Origin of the sequence: Curtobacterium sp. UNCCL17, from assembly GCF_000686685.1 — a bacterium.
Classification (GTDB): Bacteria; Actinomycetota; Actinomycetes; order Actinomycetales; family Microbacteriaceae; genus Curtobacterium; species Curtobacterium flaccumfaciens.
In genome coordinates this window covers 107138-133142 of sequence record NZ_KK366003.1, presented here as the reverse complement: position 1 = coordinate 133142, position 26005 = coordinate 107138, and the positions used below count along the sequence as shown (strand labels likewise).

Annotated in this window: 25 protein-coding genes; 11 read left to right on the top strand and 14 right to left on the bottom strand. The window is 70.6% G+C overall.

Annotated features, from left to right (window positions below; genetic code table 11):
* Window positions 1-152: 152 nt before the first annotated feature.
* Window positions 153-614: a DUF4265 domain-containing protein gene (locus BR70_RS0118410; protein WP_027467240.1), complete on the top strand. Its 462-nt coding sequence runs from the start codon at window positions 153-155 to the stop codon at window positions 612-614.
* A gap of 323 nt (window positions 615-937) precedes the next feature.
* On the opposite strand, the gene BR70_RS0118405 is transcribed toward BR70_RS0118410, so the two are convergent.
* Both BR70_RS0118405 and BR70_RS0118400 read right to left on the bottom strand, forming a co-directional pair.
* Window positions 938-1159 (bottom strand): DUF2283 domain-containing protein, encoded by a 222-nt coding sequence (locus BR70_RS0118405; RefSeq protein WP_027467239.1) that lies wholly within the window; start codon window positions 1157-1159, stop codon window positions 938-940.
* Window positions 1160-1162: 3 nt separating this feature from the next.
* Window positions 1163-2002 carry a DUF4258 domain-containing protein gene (locus BR70_RS0118400; RefSeq protein ID WP_155896958.1) on the bottom strand — a complete coding sequence of 280 codons (840 nt, stop codon included), beginning with the start codon at window positions 2000-2002 and terminating at the stop codon, window positions 1163-1165.
* A 188-nt stretch (window positions 2003-2190) separates the two neighbouring features.
* On the opposite strand from BR70_RS0118400, the gene BR70_RS0118395 reads away from it, so the two are divergent.
* A complete protein-coding gene (locus BR70_RS0118395; protein ID WP_051597128.1) occupies window positions 2191-3141 on the top strand; it encodes an alpha/beta fold hydrolase in 951 nt (316 codons plus the stop codon).
* 235 nt (window positions 3142-3376) lie between these two features.
* On the opposite strand, the gene BR70_RS0118390 is transcribed toward BR70_RS0118395, so the two are convergent.
* Window positions 3377-4198: an aldo/keto reductase gene (locus BR70_RS0118390; protein WP_027467236.1), complete on the bottom strand. Its 822-nt coding sequence runs from the start codon at window positions 4196-4198 to the stop codon at window positions 3377-3379.
* Window positions 4199-4288: 90 nt separating this feature from the next.
* Between BR70_RS0118390 and BR70_RS0118385 the strand changes: the two genes are divergently transcribed.
* Complete coding sequence (locus BR70_RS0118385; protein WP_081827477.1) at window positions 4289-5020, top strand: OBAP family protein; 732 nt, start codon at window positions 4289-4291, stop codon at window positions 5018-5020.
* 61 nt (window positions 5021-5081) lie between these two features.
* Here the strand turns inward: BR70_RS0118385 and BR70_RS0118380 are convergent, their stop codons facing one another.
* Together BR70_RS0118380 and BR70_RS22660 are read right to left on the bottom strand one after the other, a co-directional pair.
* Window positions 5082-5543, bottom strand: a complete 462-nt coding sequence (locus BR70_RS0118380) for a DUF4383 domain-containing protein (RefSeq protein ID WP_027467234.1) — start codon at window positions 5541-5543, stop codon at window positions 5082-5084.
* 78 nt (window positions 5544-5621) lie between these two features.
* Window positions 5622-6254, bottom strand: coding sequence for a TetR family transcriptional regulator (locus BR70_RS22660; protein WP_051597127.1), 633 nt, complete (start codon window positions 6252-6254; stop codon window positions 5622-5624).
* 88 nt (window positions 6255-6342) lie between these two features.
* Between BR70_RS22660 and BR70_RS0118370 the strand changes: the two genes are divergently transcribed.
* Together BR70_RS0118370 and BR70_RS0118365 are read left to right on the top strand one after the other, a co-directional pair.
* A complete protein-coding gene (locus BR70_RS0118370; protein ID WP_027467233.1) occupies window positions 6343-6957 on the top strand; it encodes a GNAT family N-acetyltransferase in 615 nt (204 codons plus the stop codon).
* Window positions 6958-7042: 85 nt separating this feature from the next.
* On the top strand, window positions 7043-7399 hold the full coding sequence (locus tag BR70_RS0118365; protein WP_027467232.1) for a VOC family protein: 357 nt from the start codon (window positions 7043-7045) through the stop codon (window positions 7397-7399).
* Between the two features lie 84 nt (window positions 7400-7483).
* Here the strand turns inward: BR70_RS0118365 and BR70_RS0118360 are convergent, their stop codons facing one another.
* Window positions 7484-8506: a LacI family DNA-binding transcriptional regulator gene (locus BR70_RS0118360; RefSeq protein ID WP_027467231.1), complete on the bottom strand. Its 1023-nt coding sequence runs from the start codon at window positions 8504-8506 to the stop codon at window positions 7484-7486.
* A 216-nt stretch (window positions 8507-8722) separates the two neighbouring features.
* Between BR70_RS0118360 and BR70_RS0118355 the strand changes: the two genes are divergently transcribed.
* From BR70_RS0118355 to BR70_RS0118340, 4 genes are all read left to right on the top strand, one after another.
* Window positions 8723-10756: a beta-galactosidase gene (locus tag BR70_RS0118355; RefSeq protein WP_027467230.1), complete on the top strand. Its 2034-nt coding sequence runs from the start codon at window positions 8723-8725 to the stop codon at window positions 10754-10756.
* A complete protein-coding gene (locus tag BR70_RS0118350; RefSeq protein ID WP_027467229.1) occupies window positions 10753-11667 on the top strand; it encodes a carbohydrate ABC transporter permease in 915 nt (304 codons plus the stop codon). Before BR70_RS0118355 ends, BR70_RS0118350 begins: the two co-directional genes overlap by 4 nt.
* On the top strand, window positions 11664-12614 hold the full coding sequence (locus BR70_RS0118345) for a carbohydrate ABC transporter permease (protein ID WP_231495739.1): 951 nt from the start codon (window positions 11664-11666) through the stop codon (window positions 12612-12614). Before BR70_RS0118350 ends, BR70_RS0118345 begins: the two co-directional genes overlap by 4 nt.
* Window positions 12615-12676: 62 nt before the next feature.
* Window positions 12677-14014, top strand: coding sequence for an ABC transporter substrate-binding protein (locus tag BR70_RS0118340; RefSeq protein ID WP_027467227.1), 1338 nt, complete (start codon window positions 12677-12679; stop codon window positions 14012-14014).
* Between the two features lie 103 nt (window positions 14015-14117).
* On the opposite strand, the gene BR70_RS0118335 is transcribed toward BR70_RS0118340, so the two are convergent.
* The 4 genes from BR70_RS0118335 to aztB are packed head-to-tail and all read right to left on the bottom strand — an operon-like array spanning window position 14118 to window position 18326.
* The gene (locus BR70_RS0118335; RefSeq protein ID WP_027467226.1) at window positions 14118-15296 is read right to left on the bottom strand and encodes a hypothetical protein; all 1179 of its coding nucleotides are present in this window, start codon (window positions 15294-15296) and stop codon (window positions 14118-14120) included.
* Between the two features lie 26 nt (window positions 15297-15322).
* Window positions 15323-16225 carry a metal ABC transporter solute-binding protein, Zn/Mn family gene (locus BR70_RS0118330; RefSeq protein ID WP_442854656.1) on the bottom strand — a complete coding sequence of 301 codons (903 nt, stop codon included), beginning with the start codon at window positions 16223-16225 and terminating at the stop codon, window positions 15323-15325.
* On the bottom strand, window positions 16222-17436 hold the full coding sequence (locus BR70_RS0118325; RefSeq protein ID WP_027467224.1) for a YncE family protein: 1215 nt from the start codon (window positions 17434-17436) through the stop codon (window positions 16222-16224). The genes BR70_RS0118330 and BR70_RS0118325 overlap by 4 nt, the downstream gene beginning before the upstream one ends.
* A complete protein-coding gene (gene aztB / locus BR70_RS21840) occupies window positions 17433-18326 on the bottom strand; it encodes a zinc ABC transporter permease AztB (RefSeq protein WP_035809664.1) in 894 nt (297 codons plus the stop codon). The genes BR70_RS0118325 and aztB overlap by 4 nt, the downstream gene beginning before the upstream one ends.
* A gap of 50 nt (window positions 18327-18376) precedes the next feature.
* On the opposite strand from aztB, the gene BR70_RS0118315 reads away from it, so the two are divergent.
* Window positions 18377-19021 (top strand): ATP-binding cassette domain-containing protein, encoded by a 645-nt coding sequence (locus tag BR70_RS0118315; RefSeq protein WP_231495738.1) that lies wholly within the window; start codon window positions 18377-18379, stop codon window positions 19019-19021.
* 106 nt (window positions 19022-19127) lie between these two features.
* On the opposite strand, the gene BR70_RS21835 is transcribed toward BR70_RS0118315, so the two are convergent.
* From BR70_RS21835 to BR70_RS0118295, 4 genes are read right to left on the bottom strand one after another with little or no spacing between them, the layout of a single operon-like run.
* A complete protein-coding gene (locus tag BR70_RS21835; RefSeq protein ID WP_035809662.1) occupies window positions 19128-20360 on the bottom strand; it encodes an MFS transporter in 1233 nt (410 codons plus the stop codon).
* A 53-nt stretch (window positions 20361-20413) separates the two neighbouring features.
* Window positions 20414-21151: a copper homeostasis protein CutC gene (locus BR70_RS0118305; RefSeq protein ID WP_027467222.1), complete on the bottom strand. Its 738-nt coding sequence runs from the start codon at window positions 21149-21151 to the stop codon at window positions 20414-20416.
* Window positions 21148-22722: a M81 family metallopeptidase gene (locus BR70_RS0118300; RefSeq protein ID WP_155896957.1), complete on the bottom strand. Its 1575-nt coding sequence runs from the start codon at window positions 22720-22722 to the stop codon at window positions 21148-21150. The genes BR70_RS0118305 and BR70_RS0118300 overlap by 4 nt, the downstream gene beginning before the upstream one ends.
* Window positions 22715-23899 carry an ROK family protein gene (locus BR70_RS0118295; protein WP_027467220.1) on the bottom strand — a complete coding sequence of 395 codons (1185 nt, stop codon included), beginning with the start codon at window positions 23897-23899 and terminating at the stop codon, window positions 22715-22717. Before BR70_RS0118295 ends, BR70_RS0118300 begins: the two co-directional genes overlap by 8 nt.
* 227 nt (window positions 23900-24126) lie before the next feature.
* Here BR70_RS0118295 and BR70_RS0118290 point away from each other — a divergent pair, with 227 nt between their 5' ends.
* A complete protein-coding gene (locus BR70_RS0118290; protein ID WP_027467219.1) occupies window positions 24127-25920 on the top strand; it encodes a peptide ABC transporter substrate-binding protein in 1794 nt (597 codons plus the stop codon).
* The last annotated feature ends 85 nt before the right edge of the window (window positions 25921-26005 follow it).

Below are 26005 nucleotides of genomic sequence, written 5' to 3'. Positions count from 1 at the left end.
ACCCGCGAGCGCGCGAGGCCTTGGAGGAGAAGTTGACCGATGACCGCCCGTGGGTGCGGAAGAAGGCTGCGCTCGGGCTGCGGAAGATCGGGTGAAGTGCGCCATCTGACGGACCGGAGGCGACCAGCTCGAAGGGGAAAGGAATCGTGGGAATGCCGGACTACACCGTCGTCACGCACGAGAACCCAGTGCTCGGCGTCGAGAAGGTCGTCCGGGTGGAGCTTGACCCGTCGTGGGACACGATCCGCTACGAAGACCTGACGATCATCGTCCTCGACGACGGCCGCTACGTTGTCAGCTGCGTCCCCTTGTTCGCGAAGAACGTCCATCTCGGAGACATCATCAAGACGGTCGAGAACACTTCGACCGGACAGCTCGAGTACGGAGGACGTGTCGACCGGGGACAGTCTTGGGTCTTCAGGATCAGTCCTCGCGATGAAAGCGCCTTCCGCATCGCTCACGATGTCATCCACGAATTCGGCGGCGCCGTCGAGACGTGGGGCTCGATCACAGGAGTAGCGATCCGAGGCGACGCGGCCGCCGACCGGTTCGCGGACCGGTTGCAGCGGCTGGAAGACGACGGACTCCTCGAGTACGACACCGCAGAGCGCTGAGCGGGCGAACGTGTCATGGGGTGGCGAGCCCCTGATGCGGGACAGCGTCCGATGCTCGCGGCCCCCGCACCCGGCGAACGATCGACCGGTTCCGGACACCGACCTGGAGGCGCGACGTACTGCCGCTGTTGTCGCGGCTGCGGGGCTACTGTCGCGCAGGGTCTCACCAGCTCCTGCGCGGGCCTGAGCTGAGACGAAGCTCCTCAACCATCGACCATGAGAGACAGCCGGTCGTTCAGCAGCACGCCCGTCGGGGCTCACACGCTCAGTTGAAACACCGAAGGGGCCGCGACAGGAGGTTGTCGCGGCCCCTTCGGATGGCGTCAGGCCTGAGCGGCTGCGAGGACTTCCTTCGGCAGCACCTTGGTGGCGCCCAGAACCTCGATCCCGAGGAGCAGCCCGTTCTCGTCGAAGTCGAGCGTCACCTCCCCGAGCTCGCCGGGAGTAGCCAGGGAGTGCAGCTGCCGTGCAACAGCTCCGTCTGCGATCTCGTCGACGAGCGAGATGTACGCCGCGTCCACGGTCTGGTCGTAGGTGATGCGCATGGTCTAGCCCTTCGTGACAGTGATGACGTTGCCGGTCTTGTTGTCAACGATCACCCGAATCTTGTTTTTACCCGAGCCCTGAGTGAAGACGGAGGTGCCCTTGTTCCCCGCCGTCTTCTTGCCGTTCTGAACAACCTGCTTGATCATGGCTTGGCTCACACCGCGGGCAGCGGCCCGCGAAGCGGCATGAGCACTGATACGTGCCATCACCAGCAGTGCGGGGATCCAGAACGGGTCTGCGACAACGGGGAAGGCCGTGCTGGACGTGAACGCCACGTGCTGCACGAGGGTTGAATCGCGAACCTCGTAGGAAGTAGCAACGCTTCCACCTGCTGCGTCCACCGCCCAGGCGGGCTCGAAGAACCCGATGAGATCGCCATCTCGGTTGCGTACGCTCACACCGCCGTCCTCCAGCGGGATGAGCTCAGTGTCGTCTCCGACCTCGAACGCGTACTCGGTCGGTGCTGCCGCTGATTCGATGTGCAGTAGTGCCCGGAAAGTACCGCTGCCCGTCGCCTGGACGGCGGTCGAGAAATCGTCCCCCTCAGTGACTTCGAGCGCGAGGTCGCCGTTGGCTTCGCCGTCACGCTCGTCTCCGGGAAGTGCAATCGTCAGCTGCTCCTGCCCCAGGGCCGGAGCAGAGACGGCGGCGCCATCGCGCTCCAGTTGCCCGCTCAGTGCCGGCGCGGTCGACGACACCGGCGTGGACTGTCGCGCAGAAAGCGCCCGGCGCAGCGCATTCTCCTGCGGCCCTAGCGCTTCATCCGCAGTTGCAGGACCAGCCGCTGCCAGAACCAACGCCCCCGTCAGCACCACTCCGAGTGAACCCAAACCAAGCTTCATGACACCCCTCGCGTCCGGCCGCGTCCATCGCAACCTGTATATCTACACAGCATAGGGGGAAGGGGGTGAGCCTGGGGGGGCGCGGTCGCCAGAGAGAGCGTTGCATCGCAGCTGCCTACCGCTCGCGCGACCGGTAGTCGATCGTCCAACAAGACCACACGCGGTGCAGTCTTCGATAGCTTGGAGCGGTGACTCACGACCGGTACGAGCCCTTCCGGCTGAGCACGGTCGACGCGGACGGAGGGGCCGGGATCTACTGTGAAGAGTCGGGCAACGCCGACGGCACCGCTGCCCTCTGGCTCCACGGAGGTCCCGGAGGATCACTCGGAAGCGGCTGGTACCGCACTCACTTCGACCCGGCACGATACCGACTCATCGGAATCGACCAACGCGGCACCGGCAGGAGCCGCCCTGCAGGCGGTTTGACCAGCGGGATGGATCGACAGAACACTCAGCAGCTCATCGATGACATTGAAGCCGTCCGCCGAACTCTCGGGGTTGACGCCTGGGTCGTCACCGGAATCTCCTGGGGAACTACGCTCGCGTTGGCGTACGCACAACAACACCCGCAACGTGTTCGTGCACTCGCACTCGTGGCCGTCACAACGACTAGCCGGGGCGAGGTCGATTGGATCACGGAGGGCGTCGGTCGATTGTTCCCGGCCGAATGGGACGAGTTCGAACGCGCCAGCCAGCGACGTTCCGGCGAGCGGGTCGTCGACGCGTATGCCCGTCTCCTCGCGTCTTCGGATGCCTCGACTCGCGAAGCGGCAGCTGCTGCTTGGGACAGGTGGGAGAACGTGCACGTCTCCTTGGACCATCCTGAGCTTCGGAACGAAGGACACATCGGCCCTGATAGCCGTGAGGAGTTCGCCCGACTGGTAACGCACTACTGGAGCAACGACGCCTTCATGCCCGGAGACAACGCGATCCTGGCTCGGCTCGACCGCATTCAACACATCCCCACCACCCTCGTGCACGGCCGAAGAGACATCAGCGGCCCGGCGGTGACGGCCTGGCGGCTCCACAGGGGTCTCCCGCAGAGCGCACTCACCATCGTGGAGGACGAAGGGCACGGCGGACCCCGGCAAAGCGCCGAACTGACACAAGCACTCGACCGGATCGCAGTGCGCGCCTGAACCGAACGACGCGCCCGGCAGCGGATCCGTTACCCGGTGTGGAGGTCGAGGTGCGAGACAGAACCCGTGATGGGCTGAAGCTGGTCGGGTGCCCGGAGCGACCAGGCGGCACGAAGCAGCCCGCCAGGCACGGTGCGAACGCACGGCGGGTGAGGCTCGCCCGTGACTCGGCCGTGTACGGACCGGAGGCGCGGTGCCAGCTGGCACCGCGCCTCCGGTCCGGGGTGGGGCCGCGTCAGTTCGCGGTGTCCTCGAGCGCGTCGAGCGCGGCCACGTCCTCGGCGGCGAGCACGAAGTCGACGTCGGCGTTCTCGGCGATGCGCGACGGGGTGGTGGACTTCGGCAGCGGCAGGACGTCCTTCTCGAGCAGGTAGCGGATCGCGACCTGGGCGACGGTCTTGTCGTACTTCGCCGCGATCTCGGCGATCTGCTCGTTCTCGAGCAGTCCTCCGGTGGCGAGCGGGGAGTAGCCCTCGGTCAGGATGTCGTGCTCGCGGTCGAAGGCGGTCGTCTCGTCCTGGGTGTTGCCGATGAACCAGCGGATCTGGTTGGCGTGCGGGACGACGTCCGTGCGGCCGAGCAGGTCCTCGAGGTCGGCGACGGCGAAGTTCGAGACGCCGATGCTCTTGGTGCGGCCGGCGTCGTAGAGCTCTTCGAAGACCTTCCAGACCTCGACGTTGCCGTCGCGGTGGTCGGAGCCCATGTCACTCCAGGGCCACGGCGCGTGGATCAGGTACAGGTCGACGTGTCCGAGGTCGAGGTTGCGGCTCGACTCCTCGAAGGCGTCGCGGGCGCCCGAGGCCGTCTTGATCTCGGCCGGCAGCTTCGTGGTGATGAAGAGTTCGTCGCGGGGGATGCCGCTGTCGCGGACGGCCTCGCCGACGCTCGCCTCGTTGCCGTACGCCAGGGCGGTGTCGATGTGACGGTAGCCGAGGTCGAGGGCGGTCTTCGTGGCGTCGTACGCGTCGGAGCCGGACGGGATCTGCCAGGTGCCGAAGCCGATCTTCGGGATGTGCAGACCGTTGGACAGGGTGAACGTGTCGATGAGTGCGGGCATGCAGCGGACAGTACGCCGCAACCGCACAGCGTTCCGAGGGGCTGCCGGGTTGCATGGCGCCCACCTCGAACGGACGGAAGGACGCCCCCCATGCCCCTGAACCCCACCGTGCACGACCGGAAGACCGGTGTCACCCCGCCCGGAGCGGCCGGCGGCTTCGAGCTCGCCCTGCTCGACCGGGGCGCCGCCGTGCTGCAGACCTCGGCGCCGCTGCGGGGCTTCGACGTCTACGTGGTCGGCTTCCACTGCGTGAAGGGTGAGCCCGACGTGCAGATGGAGGCGCACCACTTCTGCAAGGTGGTGAACGCCGAGATGCTGCAGTGCGTGCTCTTCGACGGCAACACCGCCGATGCGAACCTGATCGGCATCGAGTACATCGTGTCCGAGCGGCTCTTCGAGTCCCTGCCCGAGGACGAGCAGGCGTCGTGGCACCCGCACAACCACGAGGTGTTCTCCGGTGAACTCGTCGCCCCGGGCCTGCCGATCGCGGTGGAGACCGAGCTGATGGGGCACCTGGTGAACTCGTACGGCAAGACCTGGCACACCTGGCACAGCACCCCGATGGGTTCGCAGCCCGCACACGACCTGCCGATCGGCGATCCGATGCTCATGTGGTCGTTCAACCGCGAGGGCGAGGTGGACAGCGCGCTGCAGCAGGACCGGAACCAGGCGATGCGCACCGATCCGGAACCGCGCAAGGAGTCGCGGGCGAAGTACCTGGACCGCGCCCACCCGCAGCGCGGTGTCGGCGCGATGCGCGACGCCTTCACGGGCACGACCCCGACCCCGGGTGTCGTCGACGCGGACGACGGACGCCCCTGACGATGGACGGGAGGCCCGTGGCGGTGTCGCCACGGGCCTCCCGTCCGGTGTGTGCTGCGGTTCAGCGCGCGGTGCGCGTCCCGATCCGCGGCAGGACGAAGCCGAGCACGATCATCGCGACGGCCAGGAAGGCGTGCAGCACGTTGTCCGCGCTGTTCAGCGGCACGAAGTTCGCGCCACCCGCCATGCCCGCGGTGAAGAGCCCGTAGACGAAGAGCACCGCGTAGACGATGCCGCCGGCGACGAGGTACAGGCGTGCGGAGGCCGCACGGCGGGCGGCGAGCAGCCCGACGATGCCGAAGAGCAGGTGCACGATGTTGTGCAGGACGGACACCTGGAACAGGCCCAGGAGCAGGGCCATGGAGCCGTGGCCGGCCATGGACATCGAGCCCATGTCCATGGTGAGTCCGGGGATGAACCCGGCGATGCCGACGATCAGGAAGACGACACCGAAGACGAACGCGCCCCGCTGGGTCCACGTCGAACCGGAGGTGGTGCGTGCGGTTGCTGCGCTGCTGGTCATGATCAGCCCTCTTTTCTGTACGCGCCGCGGTGTGCGGCACACATGACATTCGGAGCGCTTCCCCGGTCGGTTTGCAGGTCAGTGCTCGGCGGTCACGGCGGCGGTCACCGCGGTGGTCAATCCGCGCACCAGCAACGCCCGCGATCGGGCGGTCGCGGTGCCGTCCGGATCGCTCCACGCGGCGCGGGCGAGTCCGTCCACCAGGGTGATCACGGCGTCGGCGACCACGGGCACCGGCTCGGACGGCGCCGCCCCGTGCCGCGCGGTCCATCGCTCGATCCCGGCCACCACGCCGTCGCGCCAGAGCCGTCGTTCGGCGTCGAGCAGGTCCCCGTCGCCGTCCGGGGCGAGGGCTGTCGCGCTGAGGGCCTCGAGCACCCGGAACCGCTCGGGTTCGCGCCGTACCAGGTCGAGGTACGCCGAGATCCCCGCCTCGAGCGCGGCGGCGAGGTCGTCGTGCTCGTCGGCGGCCGCGAGCACCGGCGGCAGGACCGCACGCGCCTGCCGCTCGAGGAGCGCGACGACCAGGTTGCGCCGCGCACCGAAGGCGTAGTGCACGACACCGTGGGCGACGCCGGCTCGGGCGGCGACGGCCCGGGTGGTGAGGCCGCGCAGGCCGTCGTCCCGCACGACCAGGGCGGCGGCGTCGAGCAGTTCCGCACGCCGGACCTGTCGGCTGCGGTACCCGCGCGTCTGCTGCTCGTCGGTCATCACAGGAAGCGTACGGGGCGCGTGCAGGACCGGCCACGAAGATGAAGTCGGCCAGGTGGCCAAATCACCGAACACCCGAGGAGTCAGCATGGAGACCGTCGTCCGAGCAGCAGGACCCGCCGAGCTCGAGGCAGCCGCGGCCGTCCTCGCCGAGGCCTTCGCCGACGACCCGGTGCTCGCCGAGTTCCGGCCGCCGCGACCCGGTGAGGATCGCCCGGCCGTGCTGACCGGGCTGTTCGCCGCGCTCATCCGGTCGGTGCCGATGCCCGCGCGACGGGTGGACGTCGCCACGATCGGTGACCGGGTGGTCGGCGCCGCCTTCTGGCAGGCGCCCGGTCGGCAGCCCGGTGGCGTCCGGGCCTTCGTGCGGCAGGTGCCGGCGTTCCTCCGGGCCCTGGGGATCAGCGGGGCGCTCCGTGCGCTGGCCCACCTGCGCCGCATGGAGCGCGCCCGACCGGTCGCCCCGCACTGGTACCTCGCCGAGATCGGGGTGTCGGCGTCAGCGCGGGGTCGGGGCATCGGCGGACTGCTGCTCGGCCACGCACTCGAGCGCGCGGACCGGACCGCGGAGGGCGCGTACCTGGAGTCCTCCACCCCCGTGAACCGTCGGCTGTACCGACGGCACGGGTTCACGGACGGTGCGCCGATCGCGGGGTTCCGCGCGGCGACCCCGATCAGCATGTGGCGTCCGGCCGCTGGCTGACCCGGCGCCGGGGGACACCGAGCCTGTGCCTCCGTGCACGAGCGCTGCCTACCGTCCACAGCACACCACGACGAGAGGAAACACCATGGCAAGTGGAGTCGCAGCAGTCTGGGTCCCGGTCAGCGACATGGAGCGCGCCGTCGCGTTCTACCGCGACACGCTCGGTCTCACCGTCAAGGACCAGTCCGACGACTGGAGCGAGATCGACGCCGGCGGCCTGATGATCGGCCTGAACGGGCGCGAGTCCGCCAGCCAGGCGAGCGACGGCGGCGCCGTCGTGTCGTTCCAGCCGGACGGCAGCATCGAGGACGAGGTCGCCGCGCTCAAGGAGCGCGGCGCGGACATCCAGGGCGAGATCAGCGAGCACCCGTGGGGCAAGATCATCCCCTTCAAGGACAGCGAGGGCAACGACCTGCAGCTGTACTCGCCCCCGCAGGGCTGACCCGGCCGGGTGCAGGACGCACCCATGGACGAACGGGAGGCCCGTGGCGACGCCGCCACGGGCCTCCCGTCCGTCCGCGGCCGGCTACGCGGACCCGCGCCAGACGACCTCCGTCGGCAACAGCAGACCGCGTGGACCGTCGTCGGTGCCGCCGATCTGCTCGAGGACCTGGTGCGCCGCCTGCTCGCCGAGCAGGCGCGCCGGCTGCCGCACCGTCGACAGCTGCGGGTCGCACCGCAGCGCCCAGGCGCTGTCGTCGAACCCGACCACTCCGACGTCACCCGGCACGCTCCGGCCGCTGCGCTGCAGGACGTCCATCGCACCGGCGGCGACGGCGTCGGACGCAGCGAACACCCCGTCGATGTCCGGGGCTCGCTCGAGCAGCTCGCGCATGCCCTCGGCGCCGGCGGTGTAGCTGAACAGGGGGTTCCGGGCGACGAGGTCGGGGTCGAAGCGCTCGCCGAGTGCCGCGGTGAACCCCGCCAGGCGGTCCTGGCCGGAGTCGCGGTCGAGCCCGGACGCGAGCATCCCGATCCGGCGTCGACCGGTGTCGACAAGGCGCCGGGTGATCTGCTCGGCTGCGGCGCGGTTGTCGATGCCGATGTACGAGATGTTCGCGGCGTCGGACGGGTGCCCGACGAAGCACGCGGGCATGCCGATCTCCTCGATCGCGCCGGTGATCGGGTCGCCGTCGCGGGCGGACAGCACGATGGCGCCGTCGACGAACCCGCCGCGCAGGTACTCGACGACGCGTTCGCTGTCTCGGGCGGAGTCGACCATGATCGTGACGAGCTGCTGGTCGGCGTCGGACAGCACGGCGTTCGTGCCGATCAGGATGTTGCCGATGTTGGGGTCGTCGAGCACCACGACCGAGGGTTCGTGGACGATGAGCGCGATCGCCCCGGAACGCCGGGTGACCAGGCTGCGGGCGGCGGCGCTGCGCACGTAGCCGACGCGTCGGACGGCGTCCTGCACGGCCTCGCGCGCCTTCGGGGACACGTACGGCTCGTCGTTGAGCACCCGTGAGACGGTGCCGCGCGACATCCCGGCTTCGTCGGCGACGTCCTGGATCGTGGCGCGCTGACGAGCGGATCGGGCCTCGGACATGGGGCAACCATATCCGGCGCTGAGGAGCCCTCGGAACGCCTCGCAGTTGACAGGGTGCAGCCGCTGGTGTTTGATCTGGGAGCGCTCCCAGAAACATCCGGCCCCGATCGGCCGGTGCGGACTGGGAGCGCTCCCAGAACACTGGGTGGTCTTCGCCGTCGAAGGGGTCGCACGCGACCGAGGCGGCCGGGGTCGCCCCGATCAGCGAGGATCCCCGTGACGACCACCACCCTGCCGACGACCGCCACCGGCGCGCTCGGCCTCGGCTCGACGGGCCTCGCGTTCGGGTGCGACTACAACCCCGAGCAGTGGGACCCCGAGGTGTGGGTCGAGGACGTCCGGCTCATGCGCGAGGCCGGCGTGAACCTCGTCGCGATCAACGTCTTCGGCTGGTCGCACGTCGAGCCGCGGCAGGGCGAGTACGACTTCGCCGCGCTCGACACCGTCATCGAGCTGCTGCACGGCGCGGGCATCGGGGTCGACCTCGGCACGGGCACCGCCTCGACGCCGCCGTGGCTCACCACCCGGTACCCCGAGGTCCTGCCCGTCGTCGCCGACGGCACCACCCGCTGGCCCGGTGGCCGCCAGGCGTTCTGCCCGAGCTCCCCGGTCTACCGCGAGCACGCCCTCGCCCTGGTCCGCGCCACCGCCGAGCGCTACGGCGACCACCCCGCCGTGCGGCTCTGGCACGTGTCGAACGAGCTCGGCTGCCACAACGCGCACTGCTACTGCGACGTCTCCGCCCAGGCGTTCCGCGGTTGGCTGCAGGCCCGGTACGGCACGGTCGACGCACTCAACGCCGCCTGGGGCACCTCGTTCTGGAGCCAGCGCTACTCCGCGTGGGAGCAGGTGCTGCCGCCCCGCGCGACGCTGTCGTTCACGAACCCGGCGCAGACCATCGACTTCGACCGGTTCTCGTCCGACGAGCTCCTCGACCACCACCGCGCCGAGGCCGCCGTCCTGCGCGAGCTGAGCGACAAGCCCGTCACGACGAACTTCATGGTCGCCGCGCACATCACGGCGCTCGACTACTGGTCGTGGGCCGGCGACATGGACGTCATCGCGAACGACCACTACCTGGACCACCGCCTGCCCCGGCCGCACGTCGAGCTCGCCTTCGCCGCCGACACCACGCGTGGCCTGGCCGGCGGCGCCCCCTGGCTGCTCATGGAGCACTCGACGGGTGCCGTCAACTGGCAGCCGCACAACGTCGCGAAGGCCCCGGGCGAGATGCTCCGGAACACCGCGGCGCACATCGCCCGCGGGGCCGACGGGGTCTGCTTCTTCCAGTGGCGCGCATCCGTGCAGGGCAGCGAGAAGTTCCACTCCGCGCTGCTGCCGCACGCCGGCACCGAGTCGGGGACCTGGCACGACGTGGTCGCGCTCGGCGCCCTGGTCGAGCGGCTCGGCGAACTGCGCGGGTCGCGCGTCGTCGCCGACGTCGCGCTCGTGTTCAGCTGGGAGAACCAGTGGGCCGCCGACCTCGAGGCCCACCCCAGCACCGCGCTCCGCTACCTGGAGCAGGTCCACGCCATCCACGCCGCGCTCTGGGACCTCGGCGTGACCGTCGACGTCGTCGCCCCCGGGGCACCGCTCGACGGGTACGCGCTCGTCGTCGTCCCCGAGCTGTACCTGGTCCGCGACGAGCACGCGGCCGTCATCGCCGACCACGTCGCCGGCGGCGGGCACGCGATCGTCAGCTGCTTCAGCGGCATCGTCGACGAGCGCGACCGGGTCCGCACCGGCGGTTACCCGGGCGCCTTCCGTGACCTGCTCGGCGTGCGGGTGGACGAGTTCTTCCCGCTCGCCGCCGACGCCACGATCGCGCTGTCCGACGGCACGACCGGCAGCGTCTGGTCGGAGCCGGTCGAGCTGCGCGGTGCGACGAGCGTCGTCGACTACGCCGAGGGGCCGCTCGCCGGCCGCCCGGCCGTCACCCGCAACGAGCACGGCGCCGGGACCGCCTGGTACACGTCCACGGTGCTCGACGCCGGTGCGCTGGGCGGGTTCGTCCACCGCGTCCTCGACGAGGCCGGGGTGCGCGCCGACCCCGCCGTCCGCCCCGGACTCGAGGTCGTGCGACGCCGGGACGACACCCACGAGTGGGTCTTCCTGCTGAACCACTCCGACCGCACCGTGGAGCACCACGAGGCCGGCCACGAGCTCGTCGCCGACCGCCCCGTCACCGGGACCACCGCCATCGCCCCCGGCGGGACCCAGATCATCCGCACCGACAGGAACCGCTCATGACCACCACCGCACAGTCGCCCAGCGCGACCCGACGACGCCGGGGCGGCGGGTTCCGCTACCGCCGCGCGATCGCGATCTTCGTCCTGCCGTTCGCCGTCCTGTTCACGGCGTTCTACCTGGTCCCCATCCTCTACGCCGTGTGGGAGTCGCTGCAGAAGATCGAGCGGCAGGGCACGTTCGGCGCCCCGACGCAGGTCTTCGGCGGTCTGAGCCAGTACGCCCTGGTGTTCCAGGACGGCGAGTTCTGGAGCTCCGTGCTCCGCGTGCTGCTGTTCGGCGTCGTGCAGGTGCCGGTGATGCTCGGGCTCGCGCTCCTGTTCGCCCTGCTGCTGGACTCCCCGCTGCTGCGCGGCAAGCGGTTCTTCCGCCTGGCGTTCTTCGCGCCGTACGCGGTTCCCGGCGTCATCGCCGCGATCATGTGGGGCTACCTCTACGCCCCCGACCTGTCGCCGTTCTCCGCGGTGACCTCGCGGGTCGACCTGCTCGGCGGCAGCACCGTGCTGTGGGCCGTCGCCAACGTCGTGACCTGGGTCTACGTGGGCTACAACATGCTCATCATCTACTCGTCGCTCCTCGCGATCCCCGCCGAGGTGTACGAGGCGGCGAAGCTCGACGGTGCGTCCCAGCTCCGGATCGCCCTGTCGATCAAGATCCCGCTCGTGGTGCCGGCCATCGTCCTCACCGCGGTGTTCTCCGTCATCGGCACCCTGCAGCTGCTGACCGAGCCGACCGTGTTCCGCCAGTTCACCTCGACCATCTCGTCGACGTTCACGCCGAACATGCTCGTCTACTCGACGTCCTCGGTGCCGAACTTCAACCTCGCCGCGGCGTTCTCGGTCGTCCTCGCCGTCGCCACGTTCGTCCTGTCGATCGGGTTCCTCCGACTGACCCAGCGGAAGGCCGCCGAATGACCGTCAACGCCCCGTCCCAAGGTGACCTCGTCCGCGACGCCGGCCGACCGCTCGAGCCGAACCGGGCCTCCCGTCCGCACCAGCGCGGAGCGCGCGGTCCCCGTGAGAGCGTCATCTCGCGCAGCGCCGCGATGATCGTGATGGGGGTCTTCACCCTCTACTTCCTGCTGCCGATCTTCTGGCTGCTGGTCTCGTCCACCAAGACCGCGGCGAACTTCAACTCGACGTTCTCGCTGTGGTTCAGTGCCACCTCGGTGCAGGACTTCTTCGGCAACCTCGTCGAGCTGTTCACGCGACAGGACGGCATCTACCTGCGCTGGCTGCTGAACAGCATCGCCTACGCCGGGGTCGCCGGCCTGCTCGGCACCGTGCTCTCCGCGATGTGCGGGTACGCCCTGGCCAAGTACCGGTTCCGCGGCCGCGAGGTCCTGTTCAACGTGTTCCTCGGCGGCGTGCTCGTGCCGGCGACCGCCCTGGCCCTGCCGCTGTTCCTCATCTTCAGCCAGGTCGACCTGACCGACACGTTCTGGTCGGTGTTCCTGCCGAGCATCGTCAGCCCGTTCGGCGTCTACCTGTCGCGGTTGTTCGCGGCGTCGAGCGTGCCCGACGAGATCATCGAGGCCGCCCGCATCGACGGCTCCGGCGAGGTCCGGACGTTCTTCACCGTGGCGGTCCGGCTCATGTCGCCCGCGCTCGTGACGATCTTCCTGTTCCAGTTCGTCGCCGTGTGGAACAACTTCTTCTTGCCGCTCGTGATGCTCCGCGACTCGTCGCTGTTCCCCGTCACCCTCGGCCTCTACACGTGGAACTCGAGCGTGAACCAGTACCCGGACCTGCGCACCCTCGTGCTCATCGGGTCGTTCGTTTCGATCATCCCGCTGCTCATCGCGTTCCTGAGCCTGCAGCGCTTCTGGCGCTCCGGCCTGGGCTCCGGCGGCCTGAAGTAGCCCCTCGACCCGCACCCCTTCCCGCACCAGCTCTCCCCACACCACATCCGAACGGAAACAGCATGAAGACAACGAAGTTCCTCAGCGTCGCCGCGATCGCCGTGGCCGCCACCGTGGCCCTCGCCGGCTGCAGCACCGGCGGCAGCAGCAGCGGCGGCGGATCCGACAGCACTGCCGCCAGCTGCAAGCCCTCGGACGGCAAGGTCACCCTCGACTTCACGACCTGGGTGCCGAACATGGACAAGGTCGTCGCGATCTGGAACAAGGCCAACCCGGACATCCAGGTCAAGGTCTCGATCGTCGCGAACGGCAACAGCGGCACCTACCAGAACTTCTTCAACCAGCTGAAGGCCAAGCAGGCGCCGGACATCGGCCAGGTCGAGTACGACACCCTGCCGGCGTTCCGGGTGCAGGGCGGCCTCGAGGACATCGGCGCGTGCGCCGGCATCAGCGACGCGAAGAAGGACTTCTCCGACGGCCTGTGGAACCAGGTGACCTTCGGTGAGTCGAAGTCGGTCTACGCCGTGCCGCAGGACTCCGGTCCGATGGCGCTGTACTACCGCAAGGACCTGTTCGAGAAGGCCGGCCTCGACGCCCCGAAGACGTGGGAGGAGTACGCCGAGGACGCCGTGAAGATCAAGGCGCTCGGCGGCAACATCACCAACTTCGCCAAGGGAGACGTCAACCAGTTCGCGGGGCTCGTCTCGCAGGCCGGTGGCCAGTGGTTCGAGAACTCGGGCCAGGACTGGAAGGTCAACCTGAACGACGACGCGTCGAAGAAGGTCGCCGACTACTGGCAGGACCTGATCGACAAGAAGCTCGTCAACACCCTGCCGAGCTTCACCGACCAGTGGAACAGCGCCTACGACAGCGGCAAGGACTGGACCTGGGTCTCCGCGGTCTGGGGTGCGAACACCATCTCGAGCGGTGCGCCGTCGACCTCGGGCAAGTGGGCCGTCGCGCCGATGCCGCAGTGGAAGTCCGGTGAGACCAAGTCGGCCGCCTGGGGCGGTTCGTCGAACGTCGTCTTCGCGGGCAGCAAGCACCCGGCCGAGGCGTCGAAGTTCCTGGTCTGGCTGAACACCTCGACCGAGGCGCTCTCCGCACTGAACAAGGAGGCCAACCTGTACCCGGCCTCGACCACCGGCGCCGACCTGCCGGCCCTGACCGAGGGGCTCGACTTCTACGGCGGCCAGAAGATCTACGAGGAGTTCGCCACCGCGGCGAAGGACATCCAGCCCTTCACCTGGGGCCCGACGATGACGCAGACCTACTCGGACGTCTCCGACGGCTTCGGGCAGGCGGCGTCCGGCTCGGGCACGTTGGCCGAGGCGCTCGAGTCCGGGCAGTCCAAGACCATCGCGGCGCTCAAGGCGCAGTCGATCCCGGTCAAGGGCTGACGCACGGCGGCTGACGTCGCGCGGTCCACGCGCTGACAGCGGACAGGAGGCCCGTGGCGGGATCGCCACGGGCCTCCTGTTGCGTCTCGGGTCGGTTCCAGCCCTACGCGACCGCGATCTCGTTGGGCACACCAGGCAGCTCGTCGCTCGAGGCGATGACCTTGCCGGTGGTCAGGTCGACGGCGTGGACCTTCTGCTCGGCGGGGTCGGTGACGTAGGCGACGTCACCCGCGACCTTCAGGGCCGGGTGGGCGTCCTGCCACTCGGTCGGGCCCTCCCACGCGTCGATCACCGGGTACGACTCCAGCTGCTCGCCGGTGGTCTCGTCGAAGGTGTGCAGGGCGCCGTCGTCGCCGAGCACGACGGCCTCGTCGCCGGGGCCGCGGGCCAGGTCGCGGAACGTGAAGCCGACGCCGTCGGGCATGTCCGCGACGGTGTACTCGCCCGAGGCTGCGTCGATCAGGGCGATCTGGTCGAGCAGGTAGCCCTCGCTGTCGGGGTCGTCGTTGTAGTCGCCGACCGCGACGGACGAGTCCTCGGTGGTGAACAGGTTGCCGGTGCGGCCGTACTCGGTCGGGGCGTCGATCTTCTCGAACGCGCCGTCCTGGTAGACCAGCGCACCGTCGGTGCAGCCGAACACCGCGACCTCGCCCTTGACCGCACCCTCGCCGTGCACGTCGGGGCACTCCTCGGACCGGGTGGTCTCCTTGCCGTCGGCGTCCAGGGCGCGCACGCCGGAGCGGCTCTCCTCGGTGCCGATGGTGGTCAGGAGCGTGCCGTCCTCGAGCTCGATCGCGACGCCGTGGTGGGCGGCCTCGGACTTCGTCGTCTCGACCTCGGGCAGGTCGGCGCCGTCGAGTTCGGTGTGGTCGAACGTCGTCACGTCGCCGGTGCCGTCGGCGAACAGGGCGGTGCGGTCGCCGTGGACGACCGCGTGGCCCCCGGTGTCGGCGGGGAACACCGCGTCGGTCAGCGCGGGCTCGGCCTGCGTGTCGAGGACCCGGAAGCCCTCGGGCACGGTGACGAGCACGTGGCGTCCGTCACCGGCCGGGTTGACCCGGGTGAAGCCGTCGATCGCGTCGTCGGCCACGACCCGCAGGTCCTGGTCGAGGACCAGCAGGCCGCCGTCGTGGGTCAGGGTGATGCGGGTCCCCTCGGCCTTCGGGGTCGCAGTGGTGTCGGACCCGGCGTCGGTGTTCGTGGCGCACCCGGTCAGGGCCAGGGCGGCCGCGCCGAGCAGGGCGGCGGGCCACACGGCCCGGAGCGTCTTCGTGTTCGTCATGCCGCTCACTGTATTGATTCTCATTCTCAATTACCAGTCGACAGGCCGTCGACGATGGCCTCGGTGTTCGAGCGCATCATGCCGAGGTAGGTGGAGGCGTCGCCGTCCTCGGTGAGGGACTCCGTCGCCAGCGGGCGGATCTCGACGTGCAGGTCGACCTCTTCGGCCAGCACCTCGGCCAGTCGCGCGGGCTGCGAGGCGTCGGCGAAGATCGTCCGGACCCCCGCTTCGTCGATCGCGTCGGCCAGGTCGCGCAGGTCGGCGGCACTCGGGGAGGCCAGGGTGGTCCCGCTCGGGATCACCGCCCCGACGACCCGGAACCCGTAGTGGTCCGCTAGGTACCCGAACACGTGGTGGTTCGTGACGAGCGCCCGGCGTTCCTCGGGCACGGTCCGGAACGCCGTCGTCATCGTGTCGTCCAGGTCGCGGAGCTCGTCCAGGTAGGCGTCGGTGCCGGTCGGCTCGATGCCGGCGTCGCGCAGGTCCTGGTCGAGGGCCTCGACCACGTCGACCATCCGGGCGGGGTCGGTCCAGAAGTGCGGGTCGGGGCCGCTGTCGTCCTCGGTGGTCCACTCCAGCGGGTCGAACGCGTCCCCGGCGGTGGAGACCGGCACGCCGTCCTCGGCCGCCGCCGCGACGTGACGGGCGACCCCTTCTTCGAGCCCGAGCCCGTTCTCGACCACCAGGTCGGCGCTCCGCAGTCGGGCGGCTTCCTGCGCGGAGACCTCGAACGAGTGGGGGTCGGCGCCCGGGGGCATGAGGACCATGACGTCGGCCTGGTCCCCGACGACTTCGCTGACGACGTCGCCGAGGATGTTCGTGGTCACCGCGACGAGGGCCCGGTCGGAGCCTGTGGTGGTGCACCCGGTGGCGACGAGGGCGACGATCGTGGCGACGAGGCCCGCGGTCAGGGCCCTGGTGCCCGTCACAGTCCGACCTCGGCGAAGGCGACGGGGGCGACGGGGAGCTCGATCGTGCGGGCGACCCGGGCGCCGTCGGCGAAGTCGATCTCGTGCACGGTGCCGTCCGTGGGGTCGGCCAGGTAGGCGCGCTGGGCGTCGAGCTGCAGCAGCGGTGCGGGGTCGGTGCCGGTGTCGCCGGCTCGGGCGTCGATCAGCGGCTCGGTCGTGGCCACCTTCCCCGTCGAGGCGGTCACGACGACCACCCACCCGGAGTCGTCGACCCCGACCACGTGCTCGTCCTCGTCGTCCACCGCGACCACGGCCCGCAGGGGCCGATCGGTCGGCACGAGCCGCCAGGAGCCCTGACGCACGTCGAGCAACCAGAACCCGGTGGTGCCCGCCAGGCCGGCGACGGTGGGCCGGCCAGCACGTGCGGCGAAGGCCGTCGGACGCTCGGCGCCGTCGGGCAGGTCGACGAACGAGGGCTCGCCGGCGTCGTCCACCACGACCGCTCCGTCGGCGCAGCCCACGACGGCACCGGCGCGGGTGACGATCCCGCCGGCGGGGTCGGTGCACGCTTGCTCAGCGGTGTCGGCGGCGTCGGTCGCCTCGCCGTCCGGGTCGAGCACGCGGACCGTGTCGCCGTCGGCCGCCACGAGCTGCTCGCCCATCGGCAGCAGGACGCTCGCGTCGATCCGGGCGGTCTCGTCGACCTCGCCCTGGCCCAGTGCCTCACGGTCGAGCACGACGGCCTCGGCCCGGTCCGGCCAGGTGATCGTCGTCATGGTCTCGGACGAGTGCACCGCGACCCGGCCGCCGCCGTCGATCGTGCCGACGACCCGGGGCTCGGCGGCGTAGTAGTGCGTGTGGTCGCCGTGGTCGACCGTCCAGGACCCGCCGTCGACGATCGTGGTGCGGTCGGCATCGCTCGTCACGAGGAACCGGCCGTCGGTCGCCGAGTGCTCCGGTGCGTCCACGTCCTCGAGTTCGGTGGTCTCCTCGGTGAGCAGGTCGTGCAGCGCGGTCGCGCCGGTCGCCGACACGGCCAGGAGGCGCACCCGGGGTTCCTGGGACTCGCTCGCGCCCGCAACGTAGCCGTGGGGGCGGGCGGTGCCGGTCGAGCTGTCGGCCGACGGCGTGCCCGTGGAACAGGCGGTGACGGTGAGGGCCAGGCCGGTGGCGAGGCCGATGGTGGACAGGAGGCGCGCGGGGGCGCGGCTGGTGGTCGAGTGCTTCATGCTCCCTCTCGAGACGGTGCGGCGGATCGTGGTGCTGCCGGCGCGGCCGCGCGCGCCGGTGTGGGGATCGGGGTGCGCCGCAGGACGACGACGGCCAGGGCGCGCGAGACCACCACGCTGCCGACGGCGACCGCGGCGATGCTCGCGCCGGCGGCGGTGCCGGCGTGCCAGGAGACGAGCAGCCCGACGAGCACGGCGGCGGCACCGATCCCGGCGCCGAGGAGCATCGTCGAGGCCACGTGCCGGGTCCAGGCGCGGGCGGCGGCGGCCGGCGCGAGCAGCAGGCCCACGACGAGCAGGGTGCCGACGGCCCGGTACGAGGCGACGACCGCCAGTGTGACGAGCCCGATGAGCACGACCTCGGCCAGGCGTGGGTGCAGTCCGAGCGTCGTGGCCTTGCGGGTGTCGAACGCCAGCGCGGTGAAGGGCCGGTGGAACGCCACGGCGACGGCCAGGGCCACGGCTGCGGCGATCGCGAGGCCGCCGACGTCGGCGCGGGTGACGGCGAGGACGTCGCCGAACAGGATCGCGGTGACGTCGGTGGCGAACGACCGCGAGGACGAGACGATGATCACGCCGAGCGCGAGCATCCCGACGAACAGCAGGCCGATCGAGGTGTCGTACGACAGTCGCGCGCGACGTCGCAGCGCCCCGACGCCGAGCACCATCACGCCCGCACTCACCGCGGCGCCGAGCACCGGCGGGATCCCGGTCAGGGTGGCGATCGCGACGCCGGGCAGCATGCCGTGCGAGAGCGCCTCGCCCAGGAACGCCATGCCCCGGACCAGCACCCACGTGCCGACCACGGCGCAGAGGATCGCCGCCAGGGAGCCGCCGACCAGGGCGCGCACCATGAAGTCGACGGAGAACGGATCGGTCAGCCAGGTCACGGTCCGAGACGCTACATGAAAACGAGTATCGATACTGATAGCGTACTCAGGTGCCTGCGACCATGCCGACCGAGCCGACTGATCCCCGATCCGTCGTCCACCTGGACCGCGTGACGGCCGTCCTCGGCGACCGGACCGTCCTCGACGCGCTCGACGTGACGTTCCCCGCCGGGGTCGTCACCGCGCTCACCGGACCGAACGGATCCGGCAAGTCGACGCTGCTCGACGTGGTCGCGGACGTCGTACGGCCGACCGCCGGGCGGGTGACGGGCCTCCCGTCCGACGGCGTCGCCTACGTGACCCAGTCCGTGCCGCCGACCACGCTCCCGCTCACCGTCCGCGCGGCCGTCACGATGGGGCGGTGGCGGCACCGCGCGTGGTGGCGGCCGCTCGGACGCGCCGACCGGGCGATCGTCGATGCGCAGCTCGAGCGGATGGCGATCACCGACCTCGCCGACCGGCCCGTCGAGGAGCTGTCGGGCGGGCAGCGTCAGCGGACGCTCGTCGCGCTCGGGCTGGCGCAGCGTGCCGGGGTGCTGCTGGTCGACGAACCGACCGCGGGGGTCGACGCCGAGTCGGCGGCGCTCGTGGTGGCGGCGTTCGCCGACGAGGCCGCGGCAGGGGTCGTGGTCGTGCACGCGGCCCACGACCCCACCGCGATCGCCGCGGCCGACCGCATCGTCACCCTGACCTGACCGATTCCGCAAAACACCGGTGTTCACGCGTTGAACCGCGGTCTGCGCGTGTTCAGTGCGCGAACACCGGTGTCTTGCGACCGATCCCGACCGATCCCGACCGGCGTCAGGGGCAGGCGACGGCCACCGGGCCGGTCGGCGTCGGCTCGGCCGCGACCGGCTCGACCACCGGCACGGCACTCGACTTCCGCAGCCCCATCGCGACGAGCACGACGGCACCGACGATCGCGACCCCACCGGCCAGCCAGAAGTCAGCAGCCAGACCGAACGACGACACCGCGGCACCGCCGAGCACCGAACCGGCGGCGATCGCGAGCTGGATCGTCGTGACGAACAGCGCGAGCCCGGTCTCGGACCCGGCCGGCGACGCCGTCGACATCCACGTCTGCATCCCGAGCGGCAGCGCACCCCACACCAGGCCCCACACGACGAGCAGCACGAAGACCCCCACGACGGAGTGGGCGAGCAGTGGCAGCAGCACGACGGCCGCCGCGAGCACGAACTTCGACGCCCCGATGGTGCCGAGGACACTGCGGTCGAGCGTGAAGCCGGCGGCGAAGTTGCCGACGATGCCCGCGACGCCGAACACCAGCAGCGCGATCGTCACGGTGTCCGGGCCGACGCCGACGAGCTGCTGCAGGTACGGCGCGATGTAGGTGTACGCGGCGAACTGGGCAGCGAAGACGAAGGCCGCGGCGATGAGCCCGACCCGGGCACGGGGCACGCGGAGCAGCGACCCGAGCGTGGCGAACCGCACCCGCTGCTGCGCGGGGATCCTCGGCAGCATCGCCAGCTGCAGGACGAGCGCGACGACGCCGAGCGCCCCACCGATCACGAAGCCGAGGCGCCAGCTGGCGAGCGACGACACCAGGGCGCCGAGCGGCAGGCTCACGACGGTCGCGACGGAGACGCCGGCCGTGATGAGCGAGGTCGCGCGGATCGTCAGCTCGGGCCGGACGAGTCGCCCGGCGATCCCGGCACCGATGGCCCAGAAGCCCCCGATGCCGACACCGAGCAGCATCCGTGCGATGAGCAGCACCCAGAACGACGGCGCGATCGCGGCGAGGCCGTCGGCGACCACGAGCAGCACGGTCAGGGACACGAGCACCACCCGGCGGTCGAGTCGCGAGGTCAGGACGGTGACGACCGGTGCCGCGACGGCTCCGACCAGTCCGGTGGCGACGACCATCAGGCCGGCGGTGCCGATGCCGACGTCCAGGTCGTCGGCGATGGCGGGGAGCAGTCCGATGGGCAGGAACTCGGACAGGACGAGCACGAACGACCCGAGTGCGACGGACGTGACGCTGAGCCATCCGCGGCGCGCTGCTGACGATGTCATGGGGGCGTCAAGCGGGTTCCGACGGCCGCCATTCCCGTGTGACGGTGAGCGGGTCAGGCGTCGAGCGCGCGCCGCGCGGCCGCGACGACCTCGGCGTCGGTGACGAAGTGCGCGGAGCCGTCGTCCCCGGCGCCCATCGGCACCCCGGCGTGCGTGCTGTCCGCGGCGGGACGCTTGGCCGACAGGTGCACGGCTGCGGCGCCGGTGGCGAGCAGGGCGCGGACGTCGGCGGGGGTGACCCCGGCGCCGGCCATCACCTGCACGGGCCCGGCGGCCTCGACCATTCGTGCGATCGTCTCGGCGCCGGCGACCGCGGTGGGGGCGGCACCCGAGGTCAGGACGCGGGTGAACCCGAGCGCCGCGAGCGACCCGGCAGCGGCGACGGGGTCGGTCGCGTGGTCGATCGCGCGGTGCAGGGTGACCTCGGCGGTGGCGCTGACCGAGCGGGCGGCGTCCACGAAGCGGCGGAGGGCGTCCTCGTCCAGGGTGCGGTCGGGGCGCAGGGCACCGACCACGACGCCGGCGGCCCCGGAGCGCAGGATCGTGCGGACCTCGCGCACCATGAGCTCGACCTCGTCGGGGGAGTGCACGAACCCGCCCGGACGGCAGCGGACCAGCGCGTGCGCCGGGATCCCGGTCTCGTGGGTCGTCTCGACCAGGGCCTGCGACGGGGTGAGCCCGCCGAGCTCGAGCCCGACGCAGAGTTCGACGCGGTCGGCGCCGCCGTCCCGCGCGGTGATCGCACCCGCCGGTGAGGTGACGGCGATCTCGAGTGCGGCGGTGGTGCTCATGCAGGGGCTCCGAGCGGTTCGTTGGAGGCGGGGACGATGCGGGCGCGGAGGTCCGGTGCCGTCGGGAACACTCGATCGTAGGGGAACATCGGGCGCTCGATCCTGTGGTGCCCGAGGCGCAGCAGGTCCTGGTCGACACCGCCCGGGGTGAGGGCGAGCATCCAGTCGGCGGACATGTCGAACAGCTCCGGTTCGAGGTACCCGATCTTCACGATGACGACGTCCGCCTGCCGCGGCGCCAGGTCGAGATCGGTGAAGTCGTGCTCGTGGTGGTACGGCTTCCGCAGCTTCGTCAGGATCGCGAAGACGCTGCCGACCTGCAGCACGACCTCGGTCTCGGCGTCGCGGTCACCGTGCTTGATCGCGTGCACCCGGCCGGTCATCGTGATCGGGCCCGCGTGCACGTGGTCGACCTCGGCACCGGCGGTCACGGTGATCGTCGCACCGACGCCGGCGTCCACCGCCGCGGCGACGGCGGCCGGTCCGGGCACGCTCGCGTAGATGACGGTCGGGCCGGACGGGTCCTGGAACTCCGGGCGGGCGAGCACCTGCGTCAGGCCCCAGGTCATGTCGCCGGAGCCGCCGGCCGTGGGGTTGTCACCCGAGTCCGAGACGAAGTACGGCTTCGCGGCGCCCGGGGCGAGCGCGGCGTCGAGGCACTCCTCGAACGTGCCGGTGGGGGCGACGAACACGAAGTCCTCGCGGACGTCCCAGAACGCACGTGCGAGCCGCTCGGCACCGGCGGCGACGGCGGCCTCGTCCCACCCGGTGACGACGGTGACGGCCTGGTCGCGGGGCTGGTCGGCCCACGCGTACCCGACCCAGATCGCGGCGTCGAGCACGCCCTCGGTCTGCTCGACGACCGGGACCTGCGCGTACAGGGACTTCGCCGGCTCGAGACGGGTCGAGGTCTGCTCGCCCGGCAGCAGGACGGGGATCGGGATCCAGGCCTTCACGGGTCGCTGCGCACCGACGGGTCGTTCGGTGAGCACGTCGACGAGGTTCCGGACGGCACGCTCCTTCGTCTCGAGGGTGTCCTCGTGCGGGGCCATCCGGTAGCAGGTGACGAGGTCGACCCGGTGGGCGAGCTCGCGCGTGACGTTGCCGTGCAGGTCCATCGAGGCGGACACGATGACGTCGGGGCCGACGACCGTGCGGATGCGGCCGAGCAGGTCCGTCTCGGCGTCGTCGAGCCCCTCGACCACCATCGCGCCGTGGATGTCGTACCAGAGCCCGTCGACCGGACCCAGCGCACGCAACCGCTCCACGATCTCGTCGGCCAGGGTTTCGTACGACGCCCGGTCGACGATCCCGCCGGGCAGCGCGTGCCCGATGAGCGCCCCGCGGAAGTCCGCCCGGTCCGCCATGGTCGCCAGGAACGGGTAGCGGGCGACGGCCTCGTCCCCGCGGTCCGGGTGGAACGCGGGCGCGTTGGTCCGGGTCGGCGTGAACGTCGACGTCTCGATGGCGAGCCCGGCGATGGCGATGACCGGGCGACGGACGTCAGCGGCGCCAGCGGTGCTGGCTGCGGCGACGGGGACGGCTGGGGTGACGGGACCGGTCTCAGACACGGACGCTCCTGTTCCTGGTGGTGGACTGGGGGATGGGCGCGGAGAGCTCCTCGAGCGAGGCGGCGAGGCCCCGCTGCAGCGCGAACTGCCCGGCGCCGACGAGCCCGGCATCGGCGCCGAGCGACACCGGCTCGATGGCCAGGTGCTGGGTCATCAACGGGTGGCAGCTCTCGTAGAGCTGGCTCCGCACGGCGGCGATGAACGGGTCGAGGGTCGACAGGATGCCGCCCAGGTACACGGCGTCCGGGTTGAAGAAGTTCACGTTGGCGGCGAGCACCTCGCCCAGGTACCTGCCCGCCATCCGCACGGCACGGGTGGCCTCGGGGTGCGCGTCCGAGGCGAGCCGGACGACGTCGGCGGTCGAGGCGACGTCGACCCCGGCGTTCGACAGGATCCGGACCAGGGCGGCACCGGAAGCCACCGTCTCGAGGCAGCCGGTGTTGCCGCACGAGCACGGGGTGTCCCCGGCGGCGTCGATCCGCACGTGGGTGATGTCCCCGGCGGCCCCGGTCGACCCGCGGTAGAGCCGGCCGTCGATGACGATGCCCGCGCCGATCGCCGACCCGGCCTTGATCGTGATGGTCTGGCGTCGAGCCGGGTCCTGCACGGTCTGTTCACCCGCCGCCATGCAGTTCGCGTCGTTGTCGACGATCGCCGGCAGGCCGAACCGGTCGCTCAGCCACGCGGCCACGGGGAACCCGTTCCACCCCGGCATCCGGCTCGGCAGGTCCACGACGCCGGCGACGACGTCGACGGGCCCGGGCAGGCTGAGCCCGACGCCCCGCAGCCCCTCGCGACCACGGTCGTCGGCGAGCCGCTCGAGCAGCGCGGCCAGGCGCTGGAGCCCGGCGGTCGGACCGTCGGAGAGCGCGAACGGGACGTTCGCGACCGACTCGAGCGCGCCTCCTGGCAGGACCACGCCGATGCGCGCGTGCCCGCCGCCGACGTCCGCGGCGACCGCGTACTCGTCGACGCCGCCGATGCGGAGCACCTTGCGGGGGCGACCGCCGGTCGAGACGTCGGTGCCTTCCTCGGCGAGGATCCCGTGCTCCAGGAGCTGCCCGACGACGTGCGAGACGGTCGAGGGAGCGGCTCCGAGCACCTTCGCGATCTCGGTCCGGCTGGCGGCCTGCCCCGAGGCGACGAGCTCGAGGACGCGGGCGCTGAGATCGGCCACGACTTTCTCCAATCCGGGCGGAACGGGAGCGGAGCACCGGCCGGTGGTCCGTTCTGCCGCGAGCCTACGGGGCGGATCGAGCGGTCCACCCTTTCGTCCGTTCCGCAGTAACGCAGTTTTTACATCGAGATGTTTGTTTTTCCAATCGCTTTGGTCCTTGACTGTCCTCGTGCCGCTCGGCACCCGTGCTCCACCTCCCCGAAGTCCCTCGCACAAGGAGACACCGCATGTCCAAGCCCCGTCGCTGGGCGCTCCTCACCGGAGCTGCGATCGCCGTGAGCGCGCTGCTCGCCGGCTGTTCCGGAGGCGGCAACGCCTCGCAGGGATCGACCGACGAGATCGACTACGCGCTCCCCGCCAACTTCACGCCGAACTGGATCCTGCCGATCGGCACCGCCGCGCACCTCAACACGAACAACGGCTCCATCGCCCAGTCGCTGTACGAGCCGCTCGTCGCGTACGACGGCTCCACCGGCAAGATCGCGTGGAACAAGGCCGGCTCCGTCGCCACCGATGCGAAGTTCGCCGATGACGGCAAGAGCGTCACCATGACGCTCGGCGACCGGCACTGGTCGGACGGCGAGGCGATCACGAGCCGCGACGTCGGGTTCTGGTTCAACCTGATCAAGGCGAACAAGGACCAGTGGGGCTCGTACTCCAAGGGCAAGGCGCCGGACAACTGGACGTCGTTCAAGGCCGTCGACGACACACACTTCACCATCACGTTCGACAAGGCCTACAACTCGGACTGGATGCTCGCCAACCAGCTGAGCCACATCATCCCGCTGCCCCAGCACGCCTGGGACAAGACCAGCGCGACCGCGAAGGTGACCGACGCCGACGAGACCACCGCCGGCGCGAAGCAGGTGTGGAAGTACCTCAACACCGCCGCCGGCAAGATCTCCGACTACGCCACCGACGACCTGTGGAAGACCATCTCCGGCCCGTACGGCGTCAAGACCTTCACCACGGCCGGCAAGGTCACCCTGACGGCGAACAAGAAGTACGACGGTGGTGAGAAGCCGTCGATCACGACGGTGAACCTGCTGCCCTTCACCACGGCCGACGCCGAGGTGAACGCCGTCCGCTCGGGCGAGGTCGACTACGGGTACATCAACGCCACCGACATGGACCAGAAGTCCTCCTTCACGGGGAAGGGCTACGAGGTCGAGCCGTGGACCGGCTGGGCCATCACGTACATGCCGTACAACTTCAACAACCCGACGATGGGCGCCGTCTTCAAGCAGCTGTACGCCCGTCAGGCCGTCCAGATGTCGATCGACCAGAAGTCGCTGTCGAAGGTCGTCTTCAACGGCACCGCCACCTCGACGTACGGTCCGATCCCGCAGGCACAGGAGTCCGACTACGTCTCCGACGTGCAGAAGTCGAACCCGTACCCGTTCAGCACCTCGAAGGCCAAGGACCTGCTGACCAGCCACGGCTGGAAGGAGCAGGGCGGCACGATGGTCTGCACCGACCCGGGCACGTCCGCCAGCCAGTGCGGCGAGGGCGTCGAGCAGGGCACGAAGTTCTCGATGCAGGTGCTGTCGCAGTCCGGTTCGACCGTGACCGACAACATGATGAGCGCGATCCAGTCCTCGCTCGCGAAGACCGGCATCGACTTCACCATCAAGACCGCACCGGTGTCGAGCGTGCTGTCGCAGACCCCGACCTGCACCTCGGACGAGGCCAGCTGCGACTGGGACCTGTCGTTCTTCGGCACCGCGGGCAGCTGGTACTTCCCGGCCTACCCGACCGGTGAGTCGCTGTTCCAGACCGGCGGTTCGGCGAACTTCGGCAGCTACTCCAACAAGGAGGTCGACTCCCTGATCGACGCGACCACCACCTCGACCGACGCCACCGCCGTGCAGGACTACAGCGCAGCGGTCGCGAAGGACCTGCCGGTGATCTGGCTGCCCAGCCCCGACTACCAGATCTCGGTCGTCAAGAAGGGCCTGTCCGGCTTCGACCAGGACTCGCTCGCCAACTTCCACCCGGCCCAGTGGAAGTGGACCAAGTAAGACCGTGACCACGGATGGGAGGCGCGGTGCGCGTCCGACGCGCACCGCGCCTCCCGTCCCTCGCACGTCTCCAATCCGACCATCG